This window comes from Actinomycetospora succinea (assembly GCF_004363095.1).
GTDB lineage: Bacteria > Actinomycetota > Actinomycetes > Mycobacteriales > Pseudonocardiaceae > Actinomycetospora > Actinomycetospora succinea.
Window position 1 is genome coordinate 76,748 of sequence record NZ_SNYO01000011.1, and the last position, 22,753, is coordinate 99,500.

At 75.4% G+C, this 22,753-nt stretch carries 24 protein-coding genes; 11 read left to right on the plus strand and 13 right to left on the minus strand.

The annotated features are described in order from the left end of the window. The first annotated feature begins 8 nt into the window (after positions 1–8). The 3 genes from EV188_RS26685 to EV188_RS26695 all read left to right on the plus strand — a co-directional run bounded on the left by EV188_RS26685 (position 9) and on the right by EV188_RS26695 (position 2,492). On the plus strand, positions 9–764 hold the full coding sequence (locus tag EV188_RS26685) for a GntR family transcriptional regulator (RefSeq protein ID WP_133829377.1): 756 nt from the start codon (positions 9–11) through the stop codon (positions 762–764). Next, a complete protein-coding gene (locus tag EV188_RS26690) occupies positions 761–1,267 on the plus strand; it encodes a DinB family protein (protein ID WP_133829378.1) in 507 nt (168 codons plus the stop codon). The genes EV188_RS26685 and EV188_RS26690 overlap by 4 nt, the downstream gene beginning before the upstream one ends. Positions 1,268–1,352: 85 nt before the next feature. Next, positions 1,353–2,492 (plus strand): aminotransferase class V-fold PLP-dependent enzyme, encoded by a 1,140-nt coding sequence (locus tag EV188_RS26695; RefSeq protein ID WP_133829379.1) that lies wholly within the window; start codon positions 1,353–1,355, stop codon positions 2,490–2,492. Between the two features lie 32 nt (positions 2,493–2,524). Here EV188_RS26695 and EV188_RS26700 read toward each other — a convergent pair whose 3' ends face one another. Continuing rightward, positions 2,525–4,777, minus strand: a complete 2,253-nt coding sequence (locus EV188_RS26700) for a transglycosylase domain-containing protein (RefSeq protein WP_133829380.1) — start codon at positions 4,775–4,777, stop codon at positions 2,525–2,527. 113 nt (positions 4,778–4,890) lie between these two features. Then, a complete protein-coding gene (locus tag EV188_RS26705; protein WP_133829381.1) occupies positions 4,891–5,952 on the minus strand; it encodes a YeiH family protein in 1,062 nt (353 codons plus the stop codon). Between the two features lie 174 nt (positions 5,953–6,126). Between EV188_RS26705 and EV188_RS26710 the strand changes: the two genes are divergently transcribed. Further along, a complete protein-coding gene (locus EV188_RS26710; RefSeq protein ID WP_133829382.1) occupies positions 6,127–6,645 on the plus strand; it encodes a L,D-transpeptidase in 519 nt (172 codons plus the stop codon). Positions 6,646–6,691: 46 nt separating this feature from the next. Here the strand turns inward: EV188_RS26710 and EV188_RS26715 are convergent, their stop codons facing one another. From EV188_RS26715 to EV188_RS26730, 5 genes are all read right to left on the minus strand, one after another. Continuing rightward, a complete protein-coding gene (locus EV188_RS26715; protein ID WP_133829383.1) occupies positions 6,692–7,093 on the minus strand; it encodes a 6-pyruvoyl trahydropterin synthase family protein in 402 nt (133 codons plus the stop codon). A gap of 22 nt (positions 7,094–7,115) precedes the next feature. Further along, complete coding sequence (locus EV188_RS26720; protein WP_133829384.1) at positions 7,116–8,324, minus strand: FAD-dependent monooxygenase; 1,209 nt, start codon at positions 8,322–8,324, stop codon at positions 7,116–7,118. Continuing rightward, positions 8,321–9,592 carry a GNAT family N-acetyltransferase gene (locus EV188_RS26725; protein ID WP_133829385.1) on the minus strand — a complete coding sequence of 424 codons (1,272 nt, stop codon included), beginning with the start codon at positions 9,590–9,592 and terminating at the stop codon, positions 8,321–8,323. The genes EV188_RS26720 and EV188_RS26725 overlap by 4 nt, the downstream gene beginning before the upstream one ends. Before the next feature lie 218 nt (positions 9,593–9,810). Continuing rightward, the gene (locus EV188_RS31985; protein WP_166660107.1) at positions 9,811–9,948 is read right to left on the minus strand and encodes a hypothetical protein; all 138 of its coding nucleotides are present in this window, start codon (positions 9,946–9,948) and stop codon (positions 9,811–9,813) included. 243 nt (positions 9,949–10,191) lie between these two features. Beyond that, the gene (locus EV188_RS26730; RefSeq protein WP_133829386.1) at positions 10,192–10,749 is read right to left on the minus strand and encodes a TetR/AcrR family transcriptional regulator; all 558 of its coding nucleotides are present in this window, start codon (positions 10,747–10,749) and stop codon (positions 10,192–10,194) included. 95 nt (positions 10,750–10,844) lie between these two features. Here EV188_RS26730 and EV188_RS26735 point away from each other — a divergent pair, with 95 nt between their 5' ends. Further along, entirely contained in the window at positions 10,845–11,729 is an 885-nt protein-coding gene (locus EV188_RS26735; RefSeq protein WP_133829387.1) for an aldo/keto reductase, read from the plus strand. Here EV188_RS26735 and EV188_RS26740 read toward each other — a convergent pair. Both EV188_RS26740 and EV188_RS26745 read right to left on the minus strand, forming a co-directional pair. Then, positions 11,726–11,953 (minus strand): FmdB family zinc ribbon protein, encoded by a 228-nt coding sequence (locus EV188_RS26740; protein ID WP_133829388.1) that lies wholly within the window; start codon positions 11,951–11,953, stop codon positions 11,726–11,728. The two genes, EV188_RS26735 and EV188_RS26740, sit on opposite strands and share 4 nt — an antisense overlap. Before the next feature lie 62 nt (positions 11,954–12,015). Further along, a complete protein-coding gene (locus EV188_RS26745; RefSeq protein ID WP_133829389.1) occupies positions 12,016–12,990 on the minus strand; it encodes a zinc-dependent alcohol dehydrogenase in 975 nt (324 codons plus the stop codon). A gap of 52 nt (positions 12,991–13,042) precedes the next feature. Here EV188_RS26745 and EV188_RS26750 point away from each other — a divergent pair, with 52 nt between their 5' ends. Further along, positions 13,043–15,370 carry a CDP-alcohol phosphatidyltransferase family protein gene (locus EV188_RS26750; RefSeq protein WP_243742021.1) on the plus strand — a complete coding sequence of 776 codons (2,328 nt, stop codon included), beginning with the start codon at positions 13,043–13,045 and terminating at the stop codon, positions 15,368–15,370. Here the strand turns inward: EV188_RS26750 and EV188_RS26755 are convergent. The 3 genes from EV188_RS26755 to EV188_RS26765 all read right to left on the minus strand — a co-directional run bounded on the left by EV188_RS26755 (position 15,367) and on the right by EV188_RS26765 (position 17,198). Further along, positions 15,367–15,639 carry a hypothetical protein gene (locus EV188_RS26755; RefSeq protein WP_133829391.1) on the minus strand — a complete coding sequence of 91 codons (273 nt, stop codon included), beginning with the start codon at positions 15,637–15,639 and terminating at the stop codon, positions 15,367–15,369. The two genes, EV188_RS26750 and EV188_RS26755, sit on opposite strands and share 4 nt — an antisense overlap. A gap of 32 nt (positions 15,640–15,671) precedes the next feature. Beyond that, on the minus strand, positions 15,672–16,340 hold the full coding sequence (locus EV188_RS26760; protein WP_133829392.1) for a Clp protease N-terminal domain-containing protein: 669 nt from the start codon (positions 16,338–16,340) through the stop codon (positions 15,672–15,674). 252 nt (positions 16,341–16,592) lie between these two features. Beyond that, positions 16,593–17,198, minus strand: a complete 606-nt coding sequence (locus tag EV188_RS26765; RefSeq protein WP_208114384.1) for a hypothetical protein — start codon at positions 17,196–17,198, stop codon at positions 16,593–16,595. Positions 17,199–17,465: 267 nt separating this feature from the next. On the opposite strand from EV188_RS26765, the gene EV188_RS26770 reads away from it, so the two are divergent. After that, positions 17,466–17,777 (plus strand): hypothetical protein, encoded by a 312-nt coding sequence (locus EV188_RS26770; protein ID WP_133829393.1) that lies wholly within the window; start codon positions 17,466–17,468, stop codon positions 17,775–17,777. A gap of 7 nt (positions 17,778–17,784) precedes the next feature. Here the strand turns inward: EV188_RS26770 and EV188_RS26775 are convergent, their stop codons facing one another. Next, positions 17,785–18,009 (minus strand): hypothetical protein, encoded by a 225-nt coding sequence (locus EV188_RS26775; RefSeq protein WP_133829394.1) that lies wholly within the window; start codon positions 18,007–18,009, stop codon positions 17,785–17,787. A 129-nt stretch (positions 18,010–18,138) separates the two neighbouring features. Between EV188_RS26775 and EV188_RS31990 the strand changes: the two genes are divergently transcribed. From EV188_RS31990 to EV188_RS26795, 4 genes are all read left to right on the plus strand, one after another. Then, entirely contained in the window at positions 18,139–19,302 is a 1,164-nt protein-coding gene (locus tag EV188_RS31990; RefSeq protein ID WP_166660108.1) for a hypothetical protein, read from the plus strand. A gap of 60 nt (positions 19,303–19,362) precedes the next feature. Further along, the gene (locus tag EV188_RS26785) at positions 19,363–20,832 is read left to right on the plus strand and encodes a class F sortase (protein WP_133829396.1); all 1,470 of its coding nucleotides are present in this window, start codon (positions 19,363–19,365) and stop codon (positions 20,830–20,832) included. A 20-nt stretch (positions 20,833–20,852) separates the two neighbouring features. Next, positions 20,853–21,365 carry a mycothiol transferase gene (locus EV188_RS26790; protein ID WP_133829397.1) on the plus strand — a complete coding sequence of 171 codons (513 nt, stop codon included), beginning with the start codon at positions 20,853–20,855 and terminating at the stop codon, positions 21,363–21,365. A gap of 94 nt (positions 21,366–21,459) precedes the next feature. Continuing rightward, positions 21,460–22,737: a GH39 family glycosyl hydrolase gene (locus EV188_RS26795; RefSeq protein WP_133829398.1), complete on the plus strand. Its 1,278-nt coding sequence runs from the start codon at positions 21,460–21,462 to the stop codon at positions 22,735–22,737. Positions 22,738–22,753 lie beyond the last annotated feature (16 nt).

The window sequence follows — 22,753 nt, forward strand, 5'->3', positions numbered from 1 at the left end:
TTGGTCCCGTGCGCGCGGCTCCGGTCGACCGGCAGAGCCCGGTCCCTCTCTGGTCACAGGTCCAGGATGACCTGCGCGCCCGCCTGTCCCGCGGCGAGTTCGACGCCGTGTTCCCCGGCGAGAACGCGCTGGTCACCGAGTACGAGGTCAGCCGCAACACCGTCCGGCAGGCCCTGCGCGGGCTGCGCACGGAGGGGCTGGTCACCGCCGAGCGGGGGCGCGCGCCGCGGGTCCGGCGCGCCGAGATCGAGCAGCCCGTGGGCACGCTGTACAGCCTGTTCGCGTCCGTCGAGGCGGCCGGGATGACGCAGCGCAGCGAGGTGCGGGTGCTCGACGTGCGCGCCGACGGGGTGGTCGCCGCGCGCCTGGGCCTCGAGGAGTCGACGCCGCTGCTGCACCTCGAGCGCCTGCGCCGCGCCGACGAGGCCCCGCTCGCCCTCGACCGCGTGTGGCTGCCGGCGTCCGTGGCGGCGCCGCTGCTCGACGCCGACTTCACCCACACCTCGCTCTACGGCGAGCTCGCCGACCGCACCGGCACCCGCCTCGAGTCCGGGCACGAGCGCATCGCGGCCCAGGTGCCCTCGGGCGGCGAGTGCCGGCTGCTGGAGTGCCCGCCGCGCACCGCGGTGTTCGTCATCGAGCGCACCGGGTTCGCCGGCGGGCGGCCGCTGGAGTGGCGCCAGACGGTGGTGCGCGGGGACCGCTTCGCCCTCGACGCGAGCTTCTCCGCGCGCGGGTTCCAGCTCGGGGTGGCGTCCTCGTGACGCTCCCGCCGCTCGCCGCCGAGGACCACGAGTGCTGCGGGCTCCGCTACGCCGAGCTGTCGGTCGCCGAGGCGTGCGAGATCCTCGCCGCGGTGCCGGCGCGGGCGCGGGCCGCGGTGGCCGCGGTCGAGCACCGGCACGGGCGCCCGGCCGACGGCGTCTGGTCGGTCGCGGAGTACGTCTGCCACCTGCGCGACGTCGCGATGACGTTCACGATCCGCCTGCACCGCGCCCGCACCGAGGACCGCCCGGCCCTCGAGCCGATGTTCAACGACCTGCGGGCGCGCCGCTTCCGGTACGACGACCACGACGTCGACGCCGTCCTCGACCAGCTCGACGTCGTGACGCCCGGGCTGCTCGACGAGGTGGCGCGGTTCGGCGACGCCGACTGGGACCGGACCGTCACCCGGCTCCCGCACGAGGAGCGCACCGCCCGCTGGCTCCTGCGCCAGGCCGCCCACGAGGGCGTCCACCACGTGCGGGACATCGCCGGTCCTATGTGAGCACTTTCCGGCACTATGGGGCCGGAAAGTGCGCACGGACCCGAGGGCATACCGCCGAGCCGCGGACTGGTCCACGCTGCACCGGGTGACCACCGACTCGCTCGCGCCGACCGGACGGGCCGCGTTCGCCGTGCCCGAGGACGTCGCGTACTTCAACACCGCCAACCTGTCGCCGCAGCTCCACACCGTCCGGGCCGCCGGGGTCGCCGCGCTCGACCGCCGCGGGCAGCCGTGGACGATCGGCGCCGCCGACTGGTTCACCGACGTCGAGCGCCTCCGCGCGCTGGCGGGCGCCCTCGTCGGCGCCGACGCGGAGGGGATCGCCCTCGTGCCGTCGACGAGCTACGGCTTCGCGGTGACGGCCCGGGTGCTCGACGTCCGGCCCGGCGACCGCGTGCTCGTGCTGGCCGAGGAGTACCCGTCGGGCATCTACACCTGGCGCGCCGCCGGGGCCGACCTCCTGACCGTGGGGCGCAACCCCGGCGGCACCTGGACCGACGCCGTGCTGGCCGCGCTCGACGAGCGTGTGGACGTGGTGTCCGTGCCCCCGGTGCACTGGACCGACGGCGCCCGCGTCGACCTCGAGGCCGTCGCCGCCCGCACCCGCGAGGTCGGCGCCCGCCTGGTGATCGACGGCAGCCAGGCCATCGGCGCGATGCCGTTCGACGTCGGCGCCCTGCACCCCGACGCCGTGGTCACCGTCGGCTACAAGTGGCTCCTCGGACCCTTCGGGCTGGGCTACCTGTACCTCGCCCCCGAGCATCGCGACGGCGCGCCCATCGAGCAGAACTGGATCCTGCGCGAGGGCTCCGAGGACTTCGCCCGGCTCGTCGACTACCGCGACACCTACCAGCCCGGCACCCGCCGCTTCGACGTCGGCGAGCGCAGCCAGTTCGAGCTGGTGCCGATGGCGATCGCGGCGCTCGAGCAGATCACGGCCTGGGGCGTCGAGCGGATCGCGGCCTCCCTCGCGACGACGACCGGCGCGGTCCGCCGCCGGACCGCCGACCTCGGTCTCGACGCGGGACGCCCCGAGGACGTCGGCCCGCACGTGCTGGGCCTGCGCCTGCCGGAGTCGGCGCGGGGCGGGGTCCTGGGGGCGCTCGCCGCGGCCGGCGTCTACGCGTCGGTGCGCGGCGACGCCCTGCGCGTCGCGCCGCACCTGCACGTCACCGACGACGACATTGACCGCCTCGTCGACGCCCTCGCGACCTGCTCCTCGTGAGCACTTTCCGGCTCTATAGGGCCGGAGAGCACTCACGTACCGGGGGCGCGCGGGGGTGGGCCCAGGCGGCCGGTGGAGGTCGTCACCGTGATCGTCTGACCCTCGACGCCGCCGCCGAGCGGGTTCTCGCCGATCACCGTGCCCGCCGGCGCGCGGCTGTCGGCCGTCGCCGTGGCCACCACGAACCCGGCGTCCCGGAGCTCGCTCGTCGCCTGGTCGACGGGGTCGCCGATCACCGCCGGGATCGTCGTGAGGCGCCCACCGGTGAGGAACCGCGGGTCGGGGGCGGGCAGCGGCTGCACCGGGGTCGACCCGAGGATCGGCGTCATGGCGCGGTACCAGGTCTGCGCCGGCGTGGTCCCGCCGAAGAGGTTCCCGGTGCCGCAGGTCGTGGGTGGGCTCCCGGTGCAGATCGGGCGGGGGGTCGACGAGTCGTCGAACGTGATCGCCGCGGCCGCGAGCGACGGCGTCGCCGCGACGAAGGCGCCGGACTCGGAAGTCTGGGTGGTGCCGGTCTTGGCGGCGGTGGGGCGGTTCCAGCCGGCGGCGGTCGCGGCGGCGACCGAGGTGCCGCCGGGCTGGTCGTCCTTCGACAGCCCGGTCATCTCGGTGTCCGCCAGGGGGCCGGGCACGACCTGCTCGCAGGCCGCGTTGTTCACCGGCACCGTCTGCCCGGCCGGGTCGGTCACCGACTGGACCGGGTTCGGCGGGCACCACATCCCGTGACTCGCCAGCGTGGCGCCGACGTTGGCGAGCTCGAGCGAGCTCGTCGGCGTCGGGCCGAGCGTGAACGACGCCTGGTGCTGGTTCTTCACCTCGTCGGCGATCGACTGCTGCCCCGGACCGGGCGCCTCGGCCAGCGACCGCAGGCCCAGCTTGACCGCCATGTCGACCACGGGCGCGATGCCGGTGGTCTCCTCGAGCTTGACGAACGCGGTGTTCGGCGACTGCGCCAGCGCGTCCTGCAGGGTCATCTGTGGCGGGTAGTCGCCGTCGTTGGAGACGACGAAGCCCGGGGTCAGCGGGGACGCGTAGCCGTTGCCGGGCACCGGGATGACGTTGTCGACCCCGCCGCCCTGCGCGAGGTACGCGGACGACGTGAAGATCTTGTAGACCGACCCGGCGCCGAGGTTCTCGGGCGTCCCGGGCAGGTCGTAGGTGGTCTGGCGCTGGGCGGCGTCCAGCCCGTAGCCGCGATTGGCGGCCATCGCGGTGACCCGGTGGCTGTCCGCACCCGGCGCCACGACCGACAGGACGTCGGCGACGTGCGGCTGGGTCGGCGGGACCTCGGCGTCGACGGCGGCCTTGGCCTGGTCCATCGCGGCGCGGTTCATCGTCGTGCGCACGGTGTAGCCGCCGCGGCGCAGCTCGTCGGCGTCGATCCCGGCCCGCCCGAGGTAGTCGAGCACGTAGGAGCAGAAGAACCCGGCGTCGCCCGCGCCGATGCAGCCCTCGGTGAGCCCGTGCAGGGGCTGGTCGAGGCCGAGCGGGGCGGCGGTGGCCTCCGCGGCCTGGGCCGGGGTGATGTCGCCCTGCTGGGCCATCTGATCGATCACCACGTTGCGCCGGCCCGTCGCGGCGCCCGGGTGGCGGACCGGGTCGTACGCGGCCGGGCTCTGCACCATGCCCGCGAGCAGGGCGGCCTGGGGCACGGTGAGCCGGTCGGCCGTCGTGTCGAAGTAGGTCCGCGCGGCAGCCTGCACGCCGAACGCCTGGTTCCCGAACGAGACCACGTTGAGGTACCAGGTGAGGATCTGGTCCTTCGGCACGGTGTGGTCGAGCTGCTCGGCCACCTCGGCCTCGCGGACCTTGCGCCCCAGGTTCGGCGCGGTGGCCCGGAGCTGCTCGGCGGGGGTCTGCGCGGCCACGTACTCGTCGTAGTTCTTCACGTACTGCTCGGTGAGGGTCGAGGCGCCCTGGGTCGCGCCGCCGGTCGAGTTGTTGACGAGCGCCCGCACCACGCCGCGCGCGTCGAGACCGGACTCGACGAAGAACCGCCGGTCCTCGATCGCCACGATGGCCGCCTTCATGGCCGTCGAGATCTGGTTCGAGGCGACCGACTGGCGGTTCTGGTCGTAGAGGTACGCCAGGGGCGCGCCGGCGTCGTCGGTGATCGTCGTGACCGAGGGCATCTCCCCGTCGAGCACGCCGGGCGTCGTCGCCTCGACGCCGTTGACGGCCTGCCCCGCGAGCTGACCGAGCCCCCCGACCACGGGGTAGAGCAGGCCCGCGAGGAGCACCCCGCCGACCACCCCGATCGCCAGGAGGCGGGCCCCGAGCGTCATCGATCTCCGCACGAGGATCCATCCTGCGCCTCGTCACCGGTGGGCTGTGTGAGCGGGTGACCTGCGGAAATGGGCAGACGGGACGCGGCGGTCGGAGTCCGGCGAGATCCTCGTTACAGCGTCCCCGTCAGCCCCTGCAGCCCGAGGCTCGACGCCGCGACGAGCACCCAGAGCACCGCGCCGAGCAGCAGCGGGCGCACGCCGGCGCGGCGCAGGTCGCCCGGGCGCAGCGCGAGGCCGATGCCCGCGAGCGCGGTCGTGATGAGGAATGTGCCGGCCGTCGTGATCCCGCCGTGCCAGGTGGCGGGCACCGCGCCGAGCGTGTCGAGCGCGGAGGCGGCGACGAACGCGACGAGGAACCAGGGCACGACCTTGGCCCAGGGCAGGGCTGTCCTCTCGCCCTGCTCGCCCCCGGACCGCCGCGCCGACCACACCGCGAGGACCAGCACGATCGGCACCAGCGTCAGCGTGCGGGTCAGCTTCACGACCGTCGCGTACGGCCCGGCGTCGGCGCCGAAGGAGAACGCCGCGGCCAGGACCGACGACGTGTCGTTGACCGCCGTGCCCGCCCAGAGCCCGAAGGACTGCGCGTCCATGCCGAGCGCGTGCCCGAGCGGCGGGAACGCGAGCACCGCGACGACGTTGAAGACGAAGATCGTGCCGAGGGCGTAGGCGACCTCGTGGTCGCGCGGGCGGAGCACCGCCGTGGTGGCCGCGATCGCCGAGGCACCGCAGATGCCGGTGCCGACGCCGATGAGCACCTGGGTGTGCCCGCGCACGCCCAGCGCCCGGCCGAGCACCCACGCCCCGCCCAGCGCGACCGCGAGCGTCCCGAGCATGACCGGCAGCGAGCCGAGCCCGACCGTCGCGACCTGCTGCAGCGACAGCGTCGCCCCGAGCAGCACGATCGCGACCTGCAGGAGGGGCCGCGACGCCACCGCGAGCCCGGGCCGCAGGCGCGCGCCCGGCCGCACGACCGCGCCGACCCCCACGCCGAGCACGATCGCGAGCACCGGCCCGCCCACCACCGGCACGAGGTGGCCCAGGGGTGTCGCCACGGCCGCGACGGCGAGCGCGAGCAGCAGGCCCGGCCCCGCGTCACGCCCGCGGTCGAGCAGGTGGTGCAGGGGCGCAGCGATCACCGCGCGGCGCGGGAGTGCGGTCGGCAGAGCCATGGGGGCTCCTCGGGACGGCGTCAGATGTACCTACATTAACGGAATGTAGGTACATCTCGCGGTAGGGCTTCCCCCCGTTCCGGCGACACGACGTGTGCGTGCGACCGTGCGGGGGAACGCCGTCCGTGCTCCCCACCCGACCTTCGTCGACCCCGACGACGAGGAGGCTGTGCCATGGCGGGACGACACCGCCGCTCCCCTGCCACATCCCGGGCCCTCACCCGGACCGCGCTCGTCCCCCTCGGCGTCGCCTCCGCGGCCGCCGTCGTGGCCGCTCCCCTCGCGAGCGCGGCACCTGCCCAGCCGGAGCCCGCGGCACCGTCCGCGCCGGGCCTGGGCGCGCCGCCGTGCGACGACACCGCCGACGTGTGCGTCGACCTGAGCCGCAAGAAGCTCTGGCTCACCGACGACGGCCGCGCCACCGGCGACCCGATGCCGATCACGTCCGGCTCCCCCGACGACCCCACGCCGACCGGGACGTTCGCGGTGCAGCGCAAGGAGCGCTACCACGTGAGCAAGGAGTTCAACGACGCCTCGATGCCCTACTCGATCTTCTTCGACGACGAGGGCCGGGCGTTCCACTCCGGGAGCCGTGCCAGCAACTCCCACGGCTGCGTGCGCCTCGACACCCAGGACGCCAAGGCCGTGTTCGCCGCCCTCGAGCCGGGCGACGAGGTCCAGATCGTCGACTGATGCTTCGCACGTGAGTGATCTGGGTCGCCAGGGCGACCCAGATCACTCACGTGAGCGTCAGCTCATAGCTCGCCGACGCCACGTGGGACTCGTGCAGCGTGACGGTGATGCCCGCGAGCCCGTCGGCGTGCGGTCCGAGGCGCCCGTCGCCCGCCCGCTCCGCGAGGCGACGGGCCACGACCTGCGCGAGGTACTCCGTCGTCGTGTTCACCCCGGCGAACTCCGGGTGGTCGTCGAGGTTCGTGTAGGTCAGGTCGGCGAGCGCGTCGTGCAGCTGCTCGGTCGCGAGGCCGATGTCGACGACGATGTTGTCCGCGTCGAGCTCGGCGCGCCGGAACGTCGCGTCGACGACGAACGTCGCGCCGTGCAGCGCCTGCGCCGGTCCGAAGACGGCGCCCCGGAAGCTGTGGGCGATCATGATGTGGTCGCGGACCGTCACGGCGAACATGCCCGCCATCCTGCCCGGGCGGTCAGCCCCCGCGGCGCACCAGGGCCGACCGCCGCAGCGCCGACGCGTGCGACCACACGCGCCGCGCGGCCCCGCTGCGCTCGGCCACCTCGCGCGCCTTGACGTAGACCGTCGGCGGCAGGTGCGCCAGCAGCGAGGAGCACCGGCGGTGCAGCAGCGTCGCGAAGCTCTCGACGTCGGTGTCGATGTAGCGCTCGAGGTCCTCGAGCCAGCGGGCGCTGTTGCGGGCGTCGCGCTGGCTCGGGACCAGCGCCGCCTGCCGGTCGGCCTGGTAGCGCTTCAGGGCGGCCTCGAGGTCCGGTTCCTCCCCGACGGCCCGGCCCAGCGCGATCGCGTCGGCGAGGGCCAGCGTGGTGCCCGAGCCGATCGCGAAGTGGGTGGTGTGCGCGGCGTCGCCGGCGAGCACCGTGCGCCCCGACCACCACTGCTCACAGCGCAGCGTGCGGAACTCCAGCCACGGCAGCGGCTCGTCGGGATTCCCGGGCAGGCCGATCAGCGGGTGCCCGTCGAGGTGCCGGGCGAAGAGGCGCTCGAGCACCTCCCGGCTCTCCTCGGCACCGAGGCGGTCGAGGCCCAGGCCGCGCCACGTCTCCGGGGAGCACTCGACGATGAAGGTGCTGTGGTCGTCGTCGTAGCCGTACGCGTGGCACCACAGCCAGCCCGCCGACGAGCGGACGAAGGCGAACAGGAACGAGCGGTAGACCTTGGTCGTCGCCAGCCAGACGTACTTGTTGGTGCCGACGTCGACGGTCGGCGCGAACTCGTCGGCGTGGGCGCGGCGGTGGGCGCTGCCCACACCGTCGGCGGCGATCACCAGGTCGGCCGTGAGATCTCCGGGGCCCTCGTCCCCCGGCGCGATCTCCCGCTCGAACTCCGTGCGCACGCCGAGCTCCTGCGCCCGGGCGGTGAGGATGTCGAGCAGCCGCTGGCGCGAGATGCTGTAGCCGCCGCTGGGCCGGGCGATCCGCCCGCGCCCCTCGACGTCGACGTCCTGGCCGTCCCAGACGAAGGCGGCGTCGGCGATCTGCTGCGCACTGGTCGGGTCGCTCTCGCGCAGTGACGCGAGCAGCGGGTCCCAGAACACGACGCCCCAGCCGTGGGTGGTGCCGGCGGGGTTGCGCTCGGCGACCGTCACCTCGTGGCCCTGCTGCGCGAGCAGGACCGCGGAGTACAGGCCGGCGGGGCCGCCACCGATACACGTGATCTTCACTGCGCACTCCTCGCGCGTCGCGCGCGCACCAGGTCGATCCGACGGCGGACGGCCGGACGGTGCCGGCGCAGACGCTCGCGGGCCGCGTCGACGGCCGCGAACAGGGCCGGGACGTGCCGTGCGGTGCGGCCGAGGCCGACCACCGTCGTCGCCAGCTCCATGTGGTCACCGTAGATGTCGGTGTCCGCGCGGCTCGGGTCGGACGACGTGTCGATCCACTGCAGGTCCGGCTGCCCGTGGAACCAGTCGAGGAGGTCGACGTCGAGCAGCGTGCCGGGCGAGCTGCGCGCGAACTCCTCGTCGAACGCGCGCTTGAACCCGAACACGCCGCCGCCCGCGGTGATCGCGATGCTGCGCGCGAGGACCCGCGGGCCGGCCTCGAGCGCGAAGCCCAGCAGGCGGCCGTCGGCGGCGAAGCCGTCCGCCATCTCCTGCAGGAAGCGGCCGTGCCCCGGCCGGACGGCCATGGCGGTGCCGGCGCGCCCCTTCCAGCCGGCGGCCTCGAGCTCGAGGAACCGGGCCACCGCTCCCGCGGGGTCCTCCCGGCCCTGCTCCACGGTGGCGACGTCGGCGCCGAGCCCGCGCTGCAGGACACGCCGCTTGCGGTTGAGCTCGGAGCGGCCCTTGCTGCTCATCCACTCGGCGAGGTAGGTCGGCTGCGGCCGCCGGCGGGCGAACGAGCGGTCGCCGAGCGACGTGCACCGCGTCGGCCGCGTGGCGACGGCCCGCCGCAGCGACCGCCCGACGGGCCCGTCGGCGGGGATCTTCGGCAGATCCAGCCACGGCGTCGGCCGCAGTGCGGGCAGCGCCCCGAGGACGGTGTCCCACAGGCGGTCGACGTCGACGTCGGGGTCGACCAGGGGGGTGCCGAGGAAGCAGTAGGGGTGCAGCCAGGTCCGCAGCCCGACGCACCCGACGACGCCGGCCCGGCGCAGCGGGACGGGGCGGGGCACCGGGGCCATCGCGTGCGGCGTCGCGTCGGCGACGGGCAGCAGGAAGACCGTGCGGCCGTCCTGCTCGGCGGTGACCAGGCGCAGCGACGGCGGCGCGCCGAGGTGGCGCGCGGCCGGGAGCAGCATCTGCGGGGCGAGGAACGGGTTGGGCTCGAGCGCCCGGCGCTCCAGGTCGCGCCAGCGCGCGACGAAGCCGGGGTCGCGCTCGGCCGACGGCACGGTGGTGACGGCGGTGGTCGCCGTGACGACCGGCCGCGGCGTGCGCCGGCGCGGGTGACGTTCGAGGGGCCGCTCGGCGAGCCGGAGCAGGTTCATCGACGCCCCCCGATCACATCATCCCGTCCCTGTCCGGACGAATTGATCAGGACCCCCGGGAAAGCACACGGCGAATCGCATCCCTCGATCGCCGCATCCGTGACGCGCACCGCGAGAGGCTAACAACAGCGTGCGGCGACCATTCTCCAGGGGCTGCCCCGAATGGGGCATCGACTGTCCCGATGGCGAGAATTCCGGACAATTCCGGGATGTGCTCGTCAGAGGAGCGCCGCGAGCACCCCGAGGAGCAGCCCGATGGCCAGCACGACGAGGAACATCTCGAGATCGGTGATCAGCCGGCGGCGCCACGACACGTCGGGCTCCGGTCGGGACGTGGGTGCAGGGGCGACGGACATGGGGTCTCCCGAAGAGACGTGACGATGTGTGACGACGAGGGGACGTGGCGCGTCCTACGGTCGGGGCGCCTTGCCGGAAAGCTCGCCGCGATCGTGACGGTACGCAACGGAGTTGCCGGAGAACAGGGACCTGGGTCGCCTTTCAGGGCGGGCGCGAGTCGGATTGGTGACACCACGTGATGCTGACCTCGTGATCGTGAGCCTGCCATGGTTACTCCGTGGTGTCCGACCGCGCGCCCGTCGTCAGGCGCGCAGGCCGGCCACCACGAGGTCGAGCAGGCGCCCGACGCGCGCGCGGTCGTCGGTGCCGTCGGTGGCCAGGAAGGCGCCGACGAGCAGGGTGACGACGTCGTCGGCGTCGGCGCCCGCGCGCAGGGTGCCGTCGGCGACCCCGGCGTCGAGCAGGGCCGCGACCGCGCCGGTGATCGTCTCGCGGGTGTTCGCCGACGCGAGCGCACCCTCGGCGATCATCGCCTTGAGGGTGCCCGCCATGCCGCGCTTGGTGGTGACGAAGTCCGCGTAGCGGTCGGTCCAGGCGCGCAGTGCCCCGGCCGCGTCGTCGTGCTCGGCGAGCAGGACGTCGACGCCCGCACCGACCGCGGCGAGCTCGTGGCGGTAGACGGCCTCGACGAGCGCCTCGCGGGTCGGGAAGTGCCGGTAGAGGGTGCCGATGCCGACCCCGGCGTCGCGCGCGATCTTCTCCAGGGCCGGGTCGGCGCCCGCCGCGAACGCGGCGCCGGCCACCTCGAGCAGGCGGGTGCGGTTGCGCTGGGCGTCGGCGCGCAGGCGGGGTCCCGACATGAAGCGGAGGAACCTCCGTTTCCGTGGTAGCGTCGACCGAGAGCGGAGGTGCCTCCGCTTCCGTCACCAGTCTGCCACCCCGAACGGGAGCCGTCATGACCAGCACCGACACCCGGCCGCACCCGGGCGGCCTCACCACGCTCGCCGGCCGGTCGGTGGCCCGCGTCGGCTACGGCGCCATGCAGCTGCACGCGGTCGAGTCCGACGACGACGCCGTCGCCGTACTGCGCCGGGCGGTCGAGCTCGGCGTCGACCACGTCGACACCGCCGGCTTCTACGGCTTCGGCGCGGTCGACCGCCGCATCCGGGCCGCTCTCGCGCCCTACCCCGAGCACCTCGTGATCGTCAGCAAGGTCGGCGCCACCGCGAACCCCGGCGGCGAACTGCCCCTGCGCATCGCGCAGCGGCCCGAGGAGCTGCGCGCCGAGGTCGAGGAGAGCCTGCGGACCCTCGGCACCGAGTGCATCGACGTCGTCAACCTGCGCCGCACCGACATGCGGCCCGGGCTGGTGGCCGAGGGCGACCAGCTCGTCGACCTCGACGACCAGCTCGCGACGATGACCGCGCTGCGCGACGAGGGCAAGATCGGCGCGCTCGGGCTCTCGCACGTCACGGCCGACCAGCTGCGCCACGCCCTGCCGGCCGGGATCGTGTGCGTCCAGAACGCGTACTCGCTGCTCGACCGCACGAGCGAGCCGGTGCTCGACCTGTGCCGTGAGCAGGGCGTCGCGTGGGTGCCGTACTTCCCGCTCGGCGGGGGCTGGCCGGGGACGCCGAAGGTCACCGACCTGCCCGCGGTCGTGTCGGTGGCCGAGCGGCTGGGCGCGACGCCGTCGCAGGTCGGGCTGGCGTGGGTGCTGGCGCGCGGCGGGCAGACGCTGCTGATCCCCGGGACGCGCAGCGTCGCCCACCTCGCGGAGAACCTCGCCGCCGGCGACCTCGTGCTCGACGCCGAGGCGCTCGCCGCGCTCGAGGACTAGCCGCAGCACCCTCCGCCGCAGCAGCCGCCCCCGCCGCCGCCCGCGGGCGCCATCGCCGGGGGCTGCGCCGTGCGGGCCTTGCCGCCGAGCCCGACCGTCGTGAGCAGCTTGACGGTGTCGTCGTGGCCGGACGGGCAGTCGGCGGGGTCGCTCGCGGCCGCCATCGGCCGGTCGACCTCGAACGTCGACGCGCAGGTCCGGCAGCGGAACTCGTAGCGCGGCATGGTCACGAGCTTACGAACGGGGAGTCCGCGCGCCTAGGAGCAGCGAGCCGCCCGTTCGCTGCTCACGCGCCGGCGTAGTCCACGCGCACCCCCAGGCCCGGGCGGTCGCCGGCGGCGAGGGCGGGCATGACGGCCGGGAGCTCGTCGAACGCGCAGGTGTCGGTGATCAGGGCGTCGAAGCGCGGGTCGGCGAGCAGGCGCAGGGCCAGGCGCAGGCGGTCCGAGGTCGACCAGCGGGCGCGGCGGGCCGGGGCGACGCGGCCGACCTGGGTGCCGCGGATCGTCAGGCGCCGCGAGTGGAACGCCTCGCCCAGCGGCACGCGCGGGGCGTGGTCGCCGAACCACGACATCTCGACCACCTCGCCCTCGTCGCCGAGCAGCTCCAGCGAGCGCGCGAGGCCGGCCTCGGTGGTGCTGGCGTGCAGGACGAGGTCGCACCCGCCGGCCGCGGCGTCGGGCGTCGCGAAGCCCACGCCGAGCGCGTCGGCGACCGCACGACGACCCGGGTCGACGTCCACCAGCTCCACCCGCACCCCCGGGAACGTCGCCAGCACGCCGGCGACCGACGCGCCGACCATGCCCGCGCCGACCACCGCGACCCGGTCGCCGACCCGCGGCGCCGCGTCCCAGAGCGCGTTGACCGCCGTCTCGACGGTCCCGGCGAGCACCGCGCGCTCCGGCGGCACGTCGGCGGGCACCTCGACGACGGAGTCGGCGGGCACCACCGCGCGGTCCTGGTGCGGGTAGAGCGCGAACACCGTCCGGCCGGCGCCCGGCCCGGACTCGACGACCCCGACCGCGAGGTAGCCGTAGACCACGGGCCCCGGGAAGTCGCCGGTCTGGAACGGCGCGCGCATCAGGCCGTACTGGCTCGCGGGCACCTCCCCGCGGAACACCAGCGTCTCGGTCCCGCGGCTGACGCCCGAGTGCACCGTGCGCACGACGACGTCGTCGGGACCCGGCTCGGCCAGCGGGATCTCGACGATTTCCGCCCGCCCGGGTGATTCCACCCGGAACGCCCGCGCCGTGTGCGCCATGGATCCACCCTCCTCACTTCCCGACGATCAGTGGACGGCCATGCTGGCACGCGTGCGCCGTGTGTCCCCGACCCTGACCGCCGAGCTCCTCGGCGGCGCGCTCGCGAGCGCGGGCCTGCTCGGGGTGCTGACCCACGGCGTGGGGCTCGGGCCGTTCGGGCTCGTGGTCGGCGCGACGGCCGCCGCGGCCCTCGTGGCGCTGCTCGCCGGCGCGCCCGTCGACGCGCTCGGTCCCGCGGGGCGCGTGACGCTGGTCCGCGCGGTCCTCGTCGTCGGCGTCACCGCGCTCGTCGCCGACCCGGTCTCCCAGCACCCGATGTCGGGGCCAGCGCTCGTCGTCCTCGCGGCGGTGGCGCTCGTGCTCGACGGCGTCGACGGGGCCGTGGCGCGCCGCTGGAACGTGGCGTCGTCGTTCGGGGCGCGCTTCGACATGGAGCTCGACGCGTTCCTGCTGCTCGTCCTGTCCTGGCACGTCTCGTGGGCGCTGGGGAACTGGGTCCTGCTGATCGGCCTGGCGCGCTACCTCTTCGTCGCCGCGGGCGTGGTGCTGCCCTGGCTGACGGGCGAGCTGACGCCCAAGCGCTCGGGCAAGGTCGTCGCCGCGGCGCAGGGTGTCGTGCTGGTGATCGCCGCGTCGACGCTGCTGCCCGCGCTCGCCGCGACCGTGCTGGTGGGCGCCGCGCTCGCCGCGCTGCTGTGGTCGTTCGGGCGGGACGTGGTGCGGCTCTGGCGGTCCGCGGACACCCACCCGGTGCGGGTCCGCCCGGGCCTCGCCGGCGTGCTGACGCTGCTCGCCGGCGTCCTGGTGCTCGTCGCGCTGCTCCTGCCCGGCGACATCGCCCGGCTCGTCCCGCCGTCGGCGCTGCGCATCCCGTTCGAGGTGCTGGTGGCGCTCGTCGTGGCGGCCCTGCTGCCGGGCTGGGCGCGGCGGATCCTCGCCTGGGTCGCCGGGGCGGTGCTCGGCGTGATGCTGGTCCTCACGCTGTTCGACCTCGGCTTCTCGGTCGCGATCGCCCGCTCGTTCGACCCGGCCCGCGACGCGGTGCTGCTGGGCAACGCCTACGACTTCGTCGCCGAGACCTCGGGGCCCGTGGTCGGGGTGGTCGTGGCGGTGCTCGTCGCGCTGCTGGGGATCGCGCTGGTGGTGGGCACGGGCGGCGCGGTCGCGCGGCTCGCGCGCATCGCCGCCGCGCACCGTTCCGGGGCGCTGCGCCTCGCGGGCGTGCTGGCGGTCGGCTGGTTCGTGGCGTGGACGCTGTCGGTGCAGGTCGTGCCCGGGGTGCCGGTCGCCTCGCGCGACACCTCGATCCGCGCCGTGGACCGGGCCGTCGAGATCGACGCCGGCGTCCGCGACCAGCAGGCCTTCGAGCGCGAGGCCTCCGTCGACGCCTTCCGCGACGTGCCGGACGACCGGCTGCTCACCGCACTGCGCGGGCGCGACGTCGTCGTCGCGGTCGTCGAGAGCTACGGCATGTCCGCGCTCGACGACCCCGGGCTGGCCGGCCCGGTCCGCGCGGTCGTCGACGACGGCGAGCGCCGCCTCGGCGCCGTCGGGTACAGCGCGCGCACGGGGATGCTGACCTCACCGGTCGCGGGCGGCGGCAGCTGGCTCGCCCACGCCACCCTGCTCTCGGGGCTCTGGATCGACGGCGAGCAGCGGCACACCGACCTCGTCTCGTCGGACCGCCTCACGCTCACCCGCGCCTTCCACCAGGCCGGCTGGCGCACCGTCACCGTCCAGCCCGGCACGACGGGCCCGTGGCCGGAGGCGGCGTTCTTCGGGCTCGACCGCGCCTACACCCACGACGACCTCGGCTACCGCGGTCCGCGCTTCAGCTGGTCGCCGATGCCCGACCAGTACCTGTTCAGCGCCTTCGACCGCCTCGAGCGCGGCCCCGGCGCGCCGCCGACCATGGCCGAGCTCGTGCTGACCTCCAGCCACGGCCCATGGGCGCCGCTGCCCCGCACCGTGCCGCCCGACCAGGTCGGCGACGGCAGCGTGTTCGGTCCGGAGGAGCCGCAGCACTCGTTCCAGTCGATCCTCACGACGCCGACGCCCCAGGTCCGCGACGACTACCGCCGCAGCATCGAGTACTCGCTGAAGACGCTCTACGACTGGACCGAGCGCCAGGCCGTGCAGGACCCCGCCCGCGCGCCCGTGCTCGTCGTCTTCGGCGACCACCAGGCCTCGCCCGTCGTCACCGGGCCGACGCCGGACCGGAGAATCCCGATCTCCATCGTCAGCCGCGACCCCGCCGTCCTCGACGCCGTGAGCGGCTGGGGCTGGGCGGACGGGCTCACGCCGGACCCGACGACGCCGGTCTGGCGGATGGACGCGTTCCGCGACCGGTTCCTCGACGCCTACGGACCCCGTCCCTAGGCGACCGCGTCCGCAGAGAAGGCGCCGGACGAGAACGTGATGACCGCGCCCTCCTCGACCTTCGAGAGCAGGCCGGCGACGGAGTCCCGGGAGCGCGAGGCGTCCTCGACGTGGTCGAGGCGGCCGGTGACGTCGATGTTGTCGTGGCGGTGGGTCTCGACGGTGACCATGAAGCCGCCGTCGGGGTGCGGCAGGGTCTTCACCGCGACCACCTCGGAGACGCGGTACCAGTCGCCGTCCTCGGCACGGATCCAGCTCGGCTTCGCCATGGACCGGATTCTGTCCGGAGCGACGGCCCCCGTCACGCCTCGGTGAGCTGCTCCTCGTCGATCTCCTCGTCGATCTCCTCGTCGATCTCCTCGTCGGCCATCCGCTCGTCGGCCGGACGCCACGCCGAGGAGAGCAGCCCGCTGGGGTCGCGGGGCGCCGGGCGGGCGGTCGCCTCCGGCGCCTCGGCGAGGGTCACGACGGCCGCGGCGAGCTCGGCGGCGTCGACACCGAGGGCCGCGAGCATCTCCGCCGCCTGCCCCCACGGGCGCGCGCCGAGGGCCGTGAGCAGGTCGGCCGCGGTCACCTCGCCCTCGGAGCCGGCGAGCTCCGACGCGGCGCGCAGCACCGCCGCCACCTCGTCCCCCGGCAGCGGCCGGGCGCCTGCGGCGGCGCGGACCACCGGCTCGGACACCGACGACAGCACGACGAGCGCCATCGCGGCGTCGGCCATCTCCGGGGTCACGCCGGCGACCGCGAGCACCCCGGCCTCCGTGTCGTCGGCGCGCACGAGGCCGAGCAGCAGGTGCCCGGTGCCGAAGTACGCATGGCCGCGCTCGTCGGCCTCCTGCCAGGCGAGCGCGACGACCCGCTCGGCGTCCTCGGCGACCGAGGGCACCGCTCGCGGGCACGGTGTGGGCCGGACCGGGACCGCGAGCGGAACACCGGCCAGCGCGTCGTGGATGGGCGTGGTCGTCCCCATGGACGTTCCCTAGCGGGTCGTGAGGGCCCGGACGAGCAGCCCCGCGAGCTCCCGGGCGCGTCCGGGGCCGGGGCGGCACCGCTGGTCATCGCCCGCGGTCCCGGCCGGGGTGCCGCGGCCGCGCGCGGGACGAGCGTGGGGGACGGCGACGGCCGGGTCGTCACGCTCCGACGACGGTCGCGGTCCGCGAGGCCCGTCCGGCGGAACCGGGGTCGACACGCCGACCGGGACGGCGACGCTTCGTTCCGCGGATCACTCCGCCGAGTGGACGGCGTGGTCGTAGTAGCGCAGCACGCCGCGAGCCCCGTGGGCGGCGAATCCCGCCGATGGATCGGCCGGCTCCTCGGGGACACCGGCGAGGAGCTCCCGCAGCCGGACGTCCACGAGCACGTCGAGGGCCCGCCACCGGGCGACGGCGGCGTCGAGGTCGGCGGGCTCGCCGGCGAAGTCGCGCTCGGTGGCGGCGACCGCCGCGGCGAGAGCCTCGCGGGTGGCGGGGTCGGCGCCCTCGAGGTCGGCGTCGAGGACGAGGTGGACCGCCCAGAGGAGGTCGTCGACGTGGTTGCCGAGCCAGTGCCGCCGCCGGTGCACCGCGCCGAGGTGGGGCCAGCGCTTGCGGGCCGCCTGGCGCGACCGGCCGGTGACGCCGCCGAGGTCGGCGAGGCTCGCCCCCAGCCACACCGCGACCTCGGCGCGCCCGGCCGTCACCCCGGCCGTCAGGGTGCGGGCCTCCGCCTCGACGGCGAGCGCCGCCCCCAGCCCGGTCAGCGCCCGGTGCCGCGCGGCGCGCTCGCCGGCGCGGTCGTCGAGCTTCGCGCCGGGATCGGCGACGACCGCCCGCTCCGTCGCCTCGGCCACGGCGCGGTCCACTGACAACTCAAGGTTCACACCAGGCATCCTCGCACACGACGTCAACCCGCGGTTCACACGACGAAGATCAGCCGAGAGTCACCGTTCCGGCGATCCGGGCGGGGCGATAGCCTGACCGAGTGAGCACCAGGGGCGGGTCGCTCACGTACAGCGATTCTGGGGGCTGACATGGGGATCTCCGCGACCACCGCACGGCCGACAGGGCACCGACGCGGCGGCCTCGCCGGTCTCGCCGGGCTCCCGTCGCTGCGAGGGATGACCCCCGCCGAGGCGCGGGCCGCGCAGGTGCTGGGCATGGCGTGGGACCCCGCGGACGTCGTGGAGCTGGCCATCGAGTGGGTGGGCACCGGGCTCGACAGCCCCACGCTCCTCGACCTCGCCGGCTCCGACTGGGACGACGCGCTCCTGCCCGCGCTGTGGGACCTCGCCCTCGACGACCTCGCCCCCGCGCACCCGGCGCCGAGCACGGCCCGCCGCCGGGTCGCCGGGTACCTCGCGCGGCGCCGCGGGATCACGGTGCGCGCCACGCTCGTCCCGCCTCCGCGGGGTCCGGGCGCCGGGTCCTGAGCGAGCGTCAGCCCACGAAGCCGGTGCGCGGCCCCTCGTCGTGCACGCGCGCCATCACGACGGCGTCGGTGCGCAGCGTGGTGCCGTCACCGAGGTCGAGCGTTGGGTGGGACTCGCGGGCCTCGAGGTGGGCCACGATGCGCGCGCGCAGCGAGGTGGCCGTGTCGTCGTCGAGACCGGTGACGGTGTGCTCGTGGCCGCTGCGCAGGGCCACGTACAGGCTGGAGCTCATGGGCCCAGCCTGATCCACCGCCCGGCCCTGTGGTGCCGTGTTCGCGGAGAGCAGGACCGCGCGAGAAACCCGGCACCGACCGTCCCGCGTAAGACTCCGAACGGTCCAATGACCCGTTAGGGTGACCGCGTGCCGCGGGGTGATCGGATCAGCGCGCTCCGTGTGCGGTGGTGGTGGCTCGTCGCGCTCGCCCTCGTGGTCGCGGCCCTCGTCGTCCTGCTGCGCTCGCCGACGTCCCGGGCGACCGCGACGGCGGTCGGCACGCCGGTCGAGGCGGCGCGGACCGCGGTCGGGCTCGCCGGCACGACGCCGGTGCAGACCGCGGTTGCGGTCGCCGGCGGGATCGCTCCGGACGACGTCGCCGACGCCGTCGAGGTCGCCGCGTCGGACGCCGGCATCGTCACCGTCGTCGCGCACGGCGCCTCGCCGGAGCAGGCGCGGGCCCTCGCGGAGGCCATGACGCGGGCGCTCGCCGAGGCCCTGATCCGGGTCGACGCCGCGGGCCTGCGCGCGGCGACCGACCCGCTCGACGACCAGCTCCGCGAGACCGGCACGACGCTGCTCGCCACCCCGCTCGGCGACCCCGCGCGGGCGCTGCTCGAGCAGCGCTACGCCGCCCTCACCACCGAGATCGCCGAGCGCACCGCCGCCCCGGCGCCGCGCCTGCTGCCCGACGGCGACCCCGTGGTCACCGCCGAGCGCTCGCCGCTCGCCGAGGCCCTGCTCGCCGCGCTCGCGGTGCTCGTGCTCGCGGTCGTCGCGACCCTCGCCGCCCGCGGCCTCGGCGGGGAGCGCGCCGCCCGGGCCCGGCGCGACCGCACCCTCGCGCTCGCCCGCGTCGACGGCCCGCACGCGGTGGTGCACCCGGGCGACGACGTGCCGGCGGTGCTCACCCGGCTCTACGCCGACGTCGTGCGCGGGCGGGGCCCGGTGCTCGTGCTCCAGCTCGCCGGCCCCCGCGTCCGCGACCTCGGGCGCGACCTCGTCGAGGCGGCCCGGATCACCGGCGACGTCCTCCCGCTGCGCGACCTCACCCCCGAGGTGCGCCTGCCCCCGCCCGACGACCGCGACGCGCCCGCCGTCCACTCGCTGCGCCGGCCGCGCGCCGACGAGGACGCGCTGGCCCGCATCCGCGAGGTCGGGGTGCGCGCCGCGCTCGTCGCCGTCGACACCCGGCGCGGACCGCCGACCCGCCTCGCCGACGCCGTGTCGGTGCTCGAAGGACGCGCCGTCGAGGTCCGCGGCGTCGTCGTCTGGCGCGGCCGCTTCCCGCGGCCCACCACCCCCTCCTGATCCCCACCTCCTGACCCCGCCCGCACCCCGTCACTCCCCCACCCCCGAGGAGCTCCCCCCGTGTCCGAGCCGGACCAGCCCGTCGAGACGCCCACCGAGACACCACGGCGGCGGTGGTCCCGCCGGCCGCTGGTCTGGATCGCGCTGGCCGTGGCGGTGCTCGCGGTCGTCGGGGTGACGGTCGGGCTCGGGGTCCGGACGGCGACCGCCGACGCGGCGACCGGGATGCTGCGCATCGCCCACCTGTCGCCGGTGACCCCGTCGGTCGACATGTACGTCGCGGGCCCCGACCTGCCCGAGACCCTCGTCGCGCCCGGCGTCGGCTACCGCGGCACCTCGCCGTACCTCACCGAGCCCGCCGGGACCTACACGCTGACCGCCCGCCCCGCCGGCGCGGCGCCGGAGAGCCCGCCCGCCGTCCGGGTGTCGCTCGAGGTGCCCGCCGGCACCGCGCAGACCGCCGCGTTCGTCGACTCGACGACGACGGGCGCCCCGGAGCTCCAGGTGCTCGACGACCAGACCGCGCCGGCGCCGGCGGGGTCGGCGCAGGTCCGGGTGGTGCAGGGCGCCAACGGGGTCGGCGCGCTGGACGTCGGACTCCTCGGCGGCCCGCCGCTCGCGGGCGACCTCTTCTACGGCTCGACCACCCCGTACGTGACCGTGCCGGCGCGCGAGTGGCGCGTCGACATCCGCTCGCGGCTCGGGTCGACCAACCGGACGACCGTGACCCTGCCGGACTCCGGGGTGACCACGCTGTTCGTCGGCCGCGAGCCCGACGGCCAGCTGATCGTCGAGGCGGTGCCGGACGCGGCGACGGTCGCCGGCGTGCCCGCCCCCGGCACGGAGCCGACCACCCCGCAGGCGACGCCCACCCCGCGCCCGACGCCCGACCCGGAGACGCCGCTGCCCGCGGCGCCGCGCGTGCCGCCGGTGCCGCGCGGCGGGACCGAGGCCGGGCTCGGGGGTCTGGCCACGCCGACGCTGCTGAGCGCCGTCGGCGACTGGTTCTCCGGCCTGTTCACCGACGAGACCGACGTCCCGCCCGCCCCGCGGATGCCGCTCGCCGCGGCCCTCGCCGCGCCGGAGGGCCTGCGCCCGACCGGGATGCAGATCCCGTCGATCGGGCTCGCCGCGCTGCAGCTCACCGACCTGCGCATCGACTACCGCGGCGCCCTGCAGGTGCCCACCGACTTCGGGCAGGTCGGCTGGTACACCTCGAGCGCGGTGCCCGGCGACCCCGGCCCGGCCGTGTTCGCGGGCCACGTCGACACCCGCCGCGGGCCCGCGGTGTTCGCCCAGCTCGACCGGCTGCGCCCCGGCGACATGATCGAGGTGCCCCGCTCCGACGGGGAGACCGCGCGCTTCTCCGTCGACAGCGTCGAGTACTTCCCGAAGGACACCCTGCCCTCGGACCGCATCTACGGACCCGCGACCTCGCAGGAGTTGCGCCTCCTGACGTGCGGCGGCCCGTTCGACGAGAGGACGCTGTCGTACCGGGACAACGTCGTCGTCTTCGCCTCGGTGCGCTGAGGGGTCAGGAGAAACCAGAGATGGACGCCATCGACGTACTCGTCGACGCCTTCGGCCGCGCGCAGAGCGACGCCGCGCGGGCCGTCGACGGGCTGACCGCCGACGAGCTGAGCTGGCGCGCGGACGCCGAGGCCAACCCGATCGCGTGGCTCGTCTGGCACCTGACACGCGTGCAGGACGACCACGTCGCCGACCTGGCCGGCACCGAGCAGGTGTACACCGCCGACGGGTGGGCGCGGCGCTTCGACCTGCCCCTCGACGACGCCTCGATCGGCTACGGGCACACCACCGAGCAGGTCGCGTCGGTGCGCGTCGACGACCCGGCGCTGCTCACCGGCTACCTCGACGCCGTGCACGAGCGGACCGTGGCCTACCTGCGGACGCTGACGGGCGAGGATCTCGACGAGGTCATCGACGACGCGTGGGACCCGCCGGTGACGCGCGGGGTGCGCCTGGTCAGCGTGGTCGACGACGACATCCAGCACGCCGGTCAGGCCGCCTACCTCGCGGGGCTCGTGCGCCGCCGACGCTGATCTCCATTGATCATGTGTTCCTCACCACTCCCCTACCCGATCGAGGGCTAGACTCCACGCGCGTCGATCACGCGCGCGTGGGGGTGGGGGGCAGATGCGGAGCGAGGGCTTCCGGTGGCCGCGGGTCCTGGCCGCCCTGGCGGCGGCGTCGGCGCTGCTGGTCGCGGCGGGGTGCGACGGCGGCACGGCGCGCGCGTCGGCGGCCCCGTCGAACGTCCTCGGGCCGGGTCTCACCCACACCCAGTTCAGCGCCGTCGACGGCGACCCGGCGGCCACCGGGCAGGTCGCCGCGGCGCTCGGGGCCCAGCCGATGCCGCAGGCGCAGCACATCATGGGCTTCGGCGCGAGCAACCCGGAGCCGTCGCCCGGCGAGTACGACTTCGCGAGCCTCGACGCCCGCATGGACTTCATCCGCCGCAGCGGCGGCACGCCGGTGATCACGCTGTGCTGCGCCCCGGACTGGATGAAGGGCGGCGCGGAGGGCACCACCGACTGGAGCCGGCTCGAGGTCGCGCCCACCCCGGAGCACTACCAGGACTTCGCGGACCTGGCCGCCGAGATCTCCCGCCGTTACCCCGACGTCCACCACTTCCAGGTCTGGAACGAGTTCAAGGGCTTCTTCAACGAGGAGACCAAGACCTGGGACGGCCCGGCGTACACCGACCTCTACAACCGCGTGTACGACGCGCTCAAGGAGGTCGACCCGGGCAACCAGGTCGGCGGCCCCTACATCGAGATGACCGCGCCCCCGCCGGGCGTCGACACCGGGCCCTCCGAGCTCACCGGGCCCTGGGGCAAGGTCGACCAGCGCATCCTCGACGCGTTCGACTTCTGGAACCAGAACAAGAACGGCGCCGACTTCGTCGTCGTCGACGGGCACGCCACCACCGAGGAGGGCGCGCCCGACGACGCCACCGCCCTCACCAAGATCGCGGACGTCAACCGCTGGATCCAGGGCCGCACGACGCTGCCGCTGTGGTGGGCCGAGTGGTACGTCGAGCCCGACGCGGCGCGCTGGCCGCAGGAGAAGCGGCTGGCGCAGCGGGCGGCGGGGCTCGTCGAGTTCGCCCGCTCCGGCGTCGCGACGTCGTTCTACTGGAACGCCGCGCGCAACGCGTCCTCGCCGACCGGGCTCTGGGCGCCCACCGGGGCGCCCGAGCCGTTCCTCGGGATGCTGCAGCAGTTCGCCCGCGAGTTCCCGCCGGGTGCCCCGGTGCAGGACGCCGGCGTCGCGCCGCCGGTGTTCGGCGCCCGCGGGCCGAACTCCACGGTCGTCGTCAACACCAGCGACGCCCCGGTCACCGCCACGGTCGGCGGCACGGACGTCGAGCTGGCGCCGTACGAGGTCCGGTGGGTCCCCGAAGGGGCATGACGGCAGGGGCGCAGCG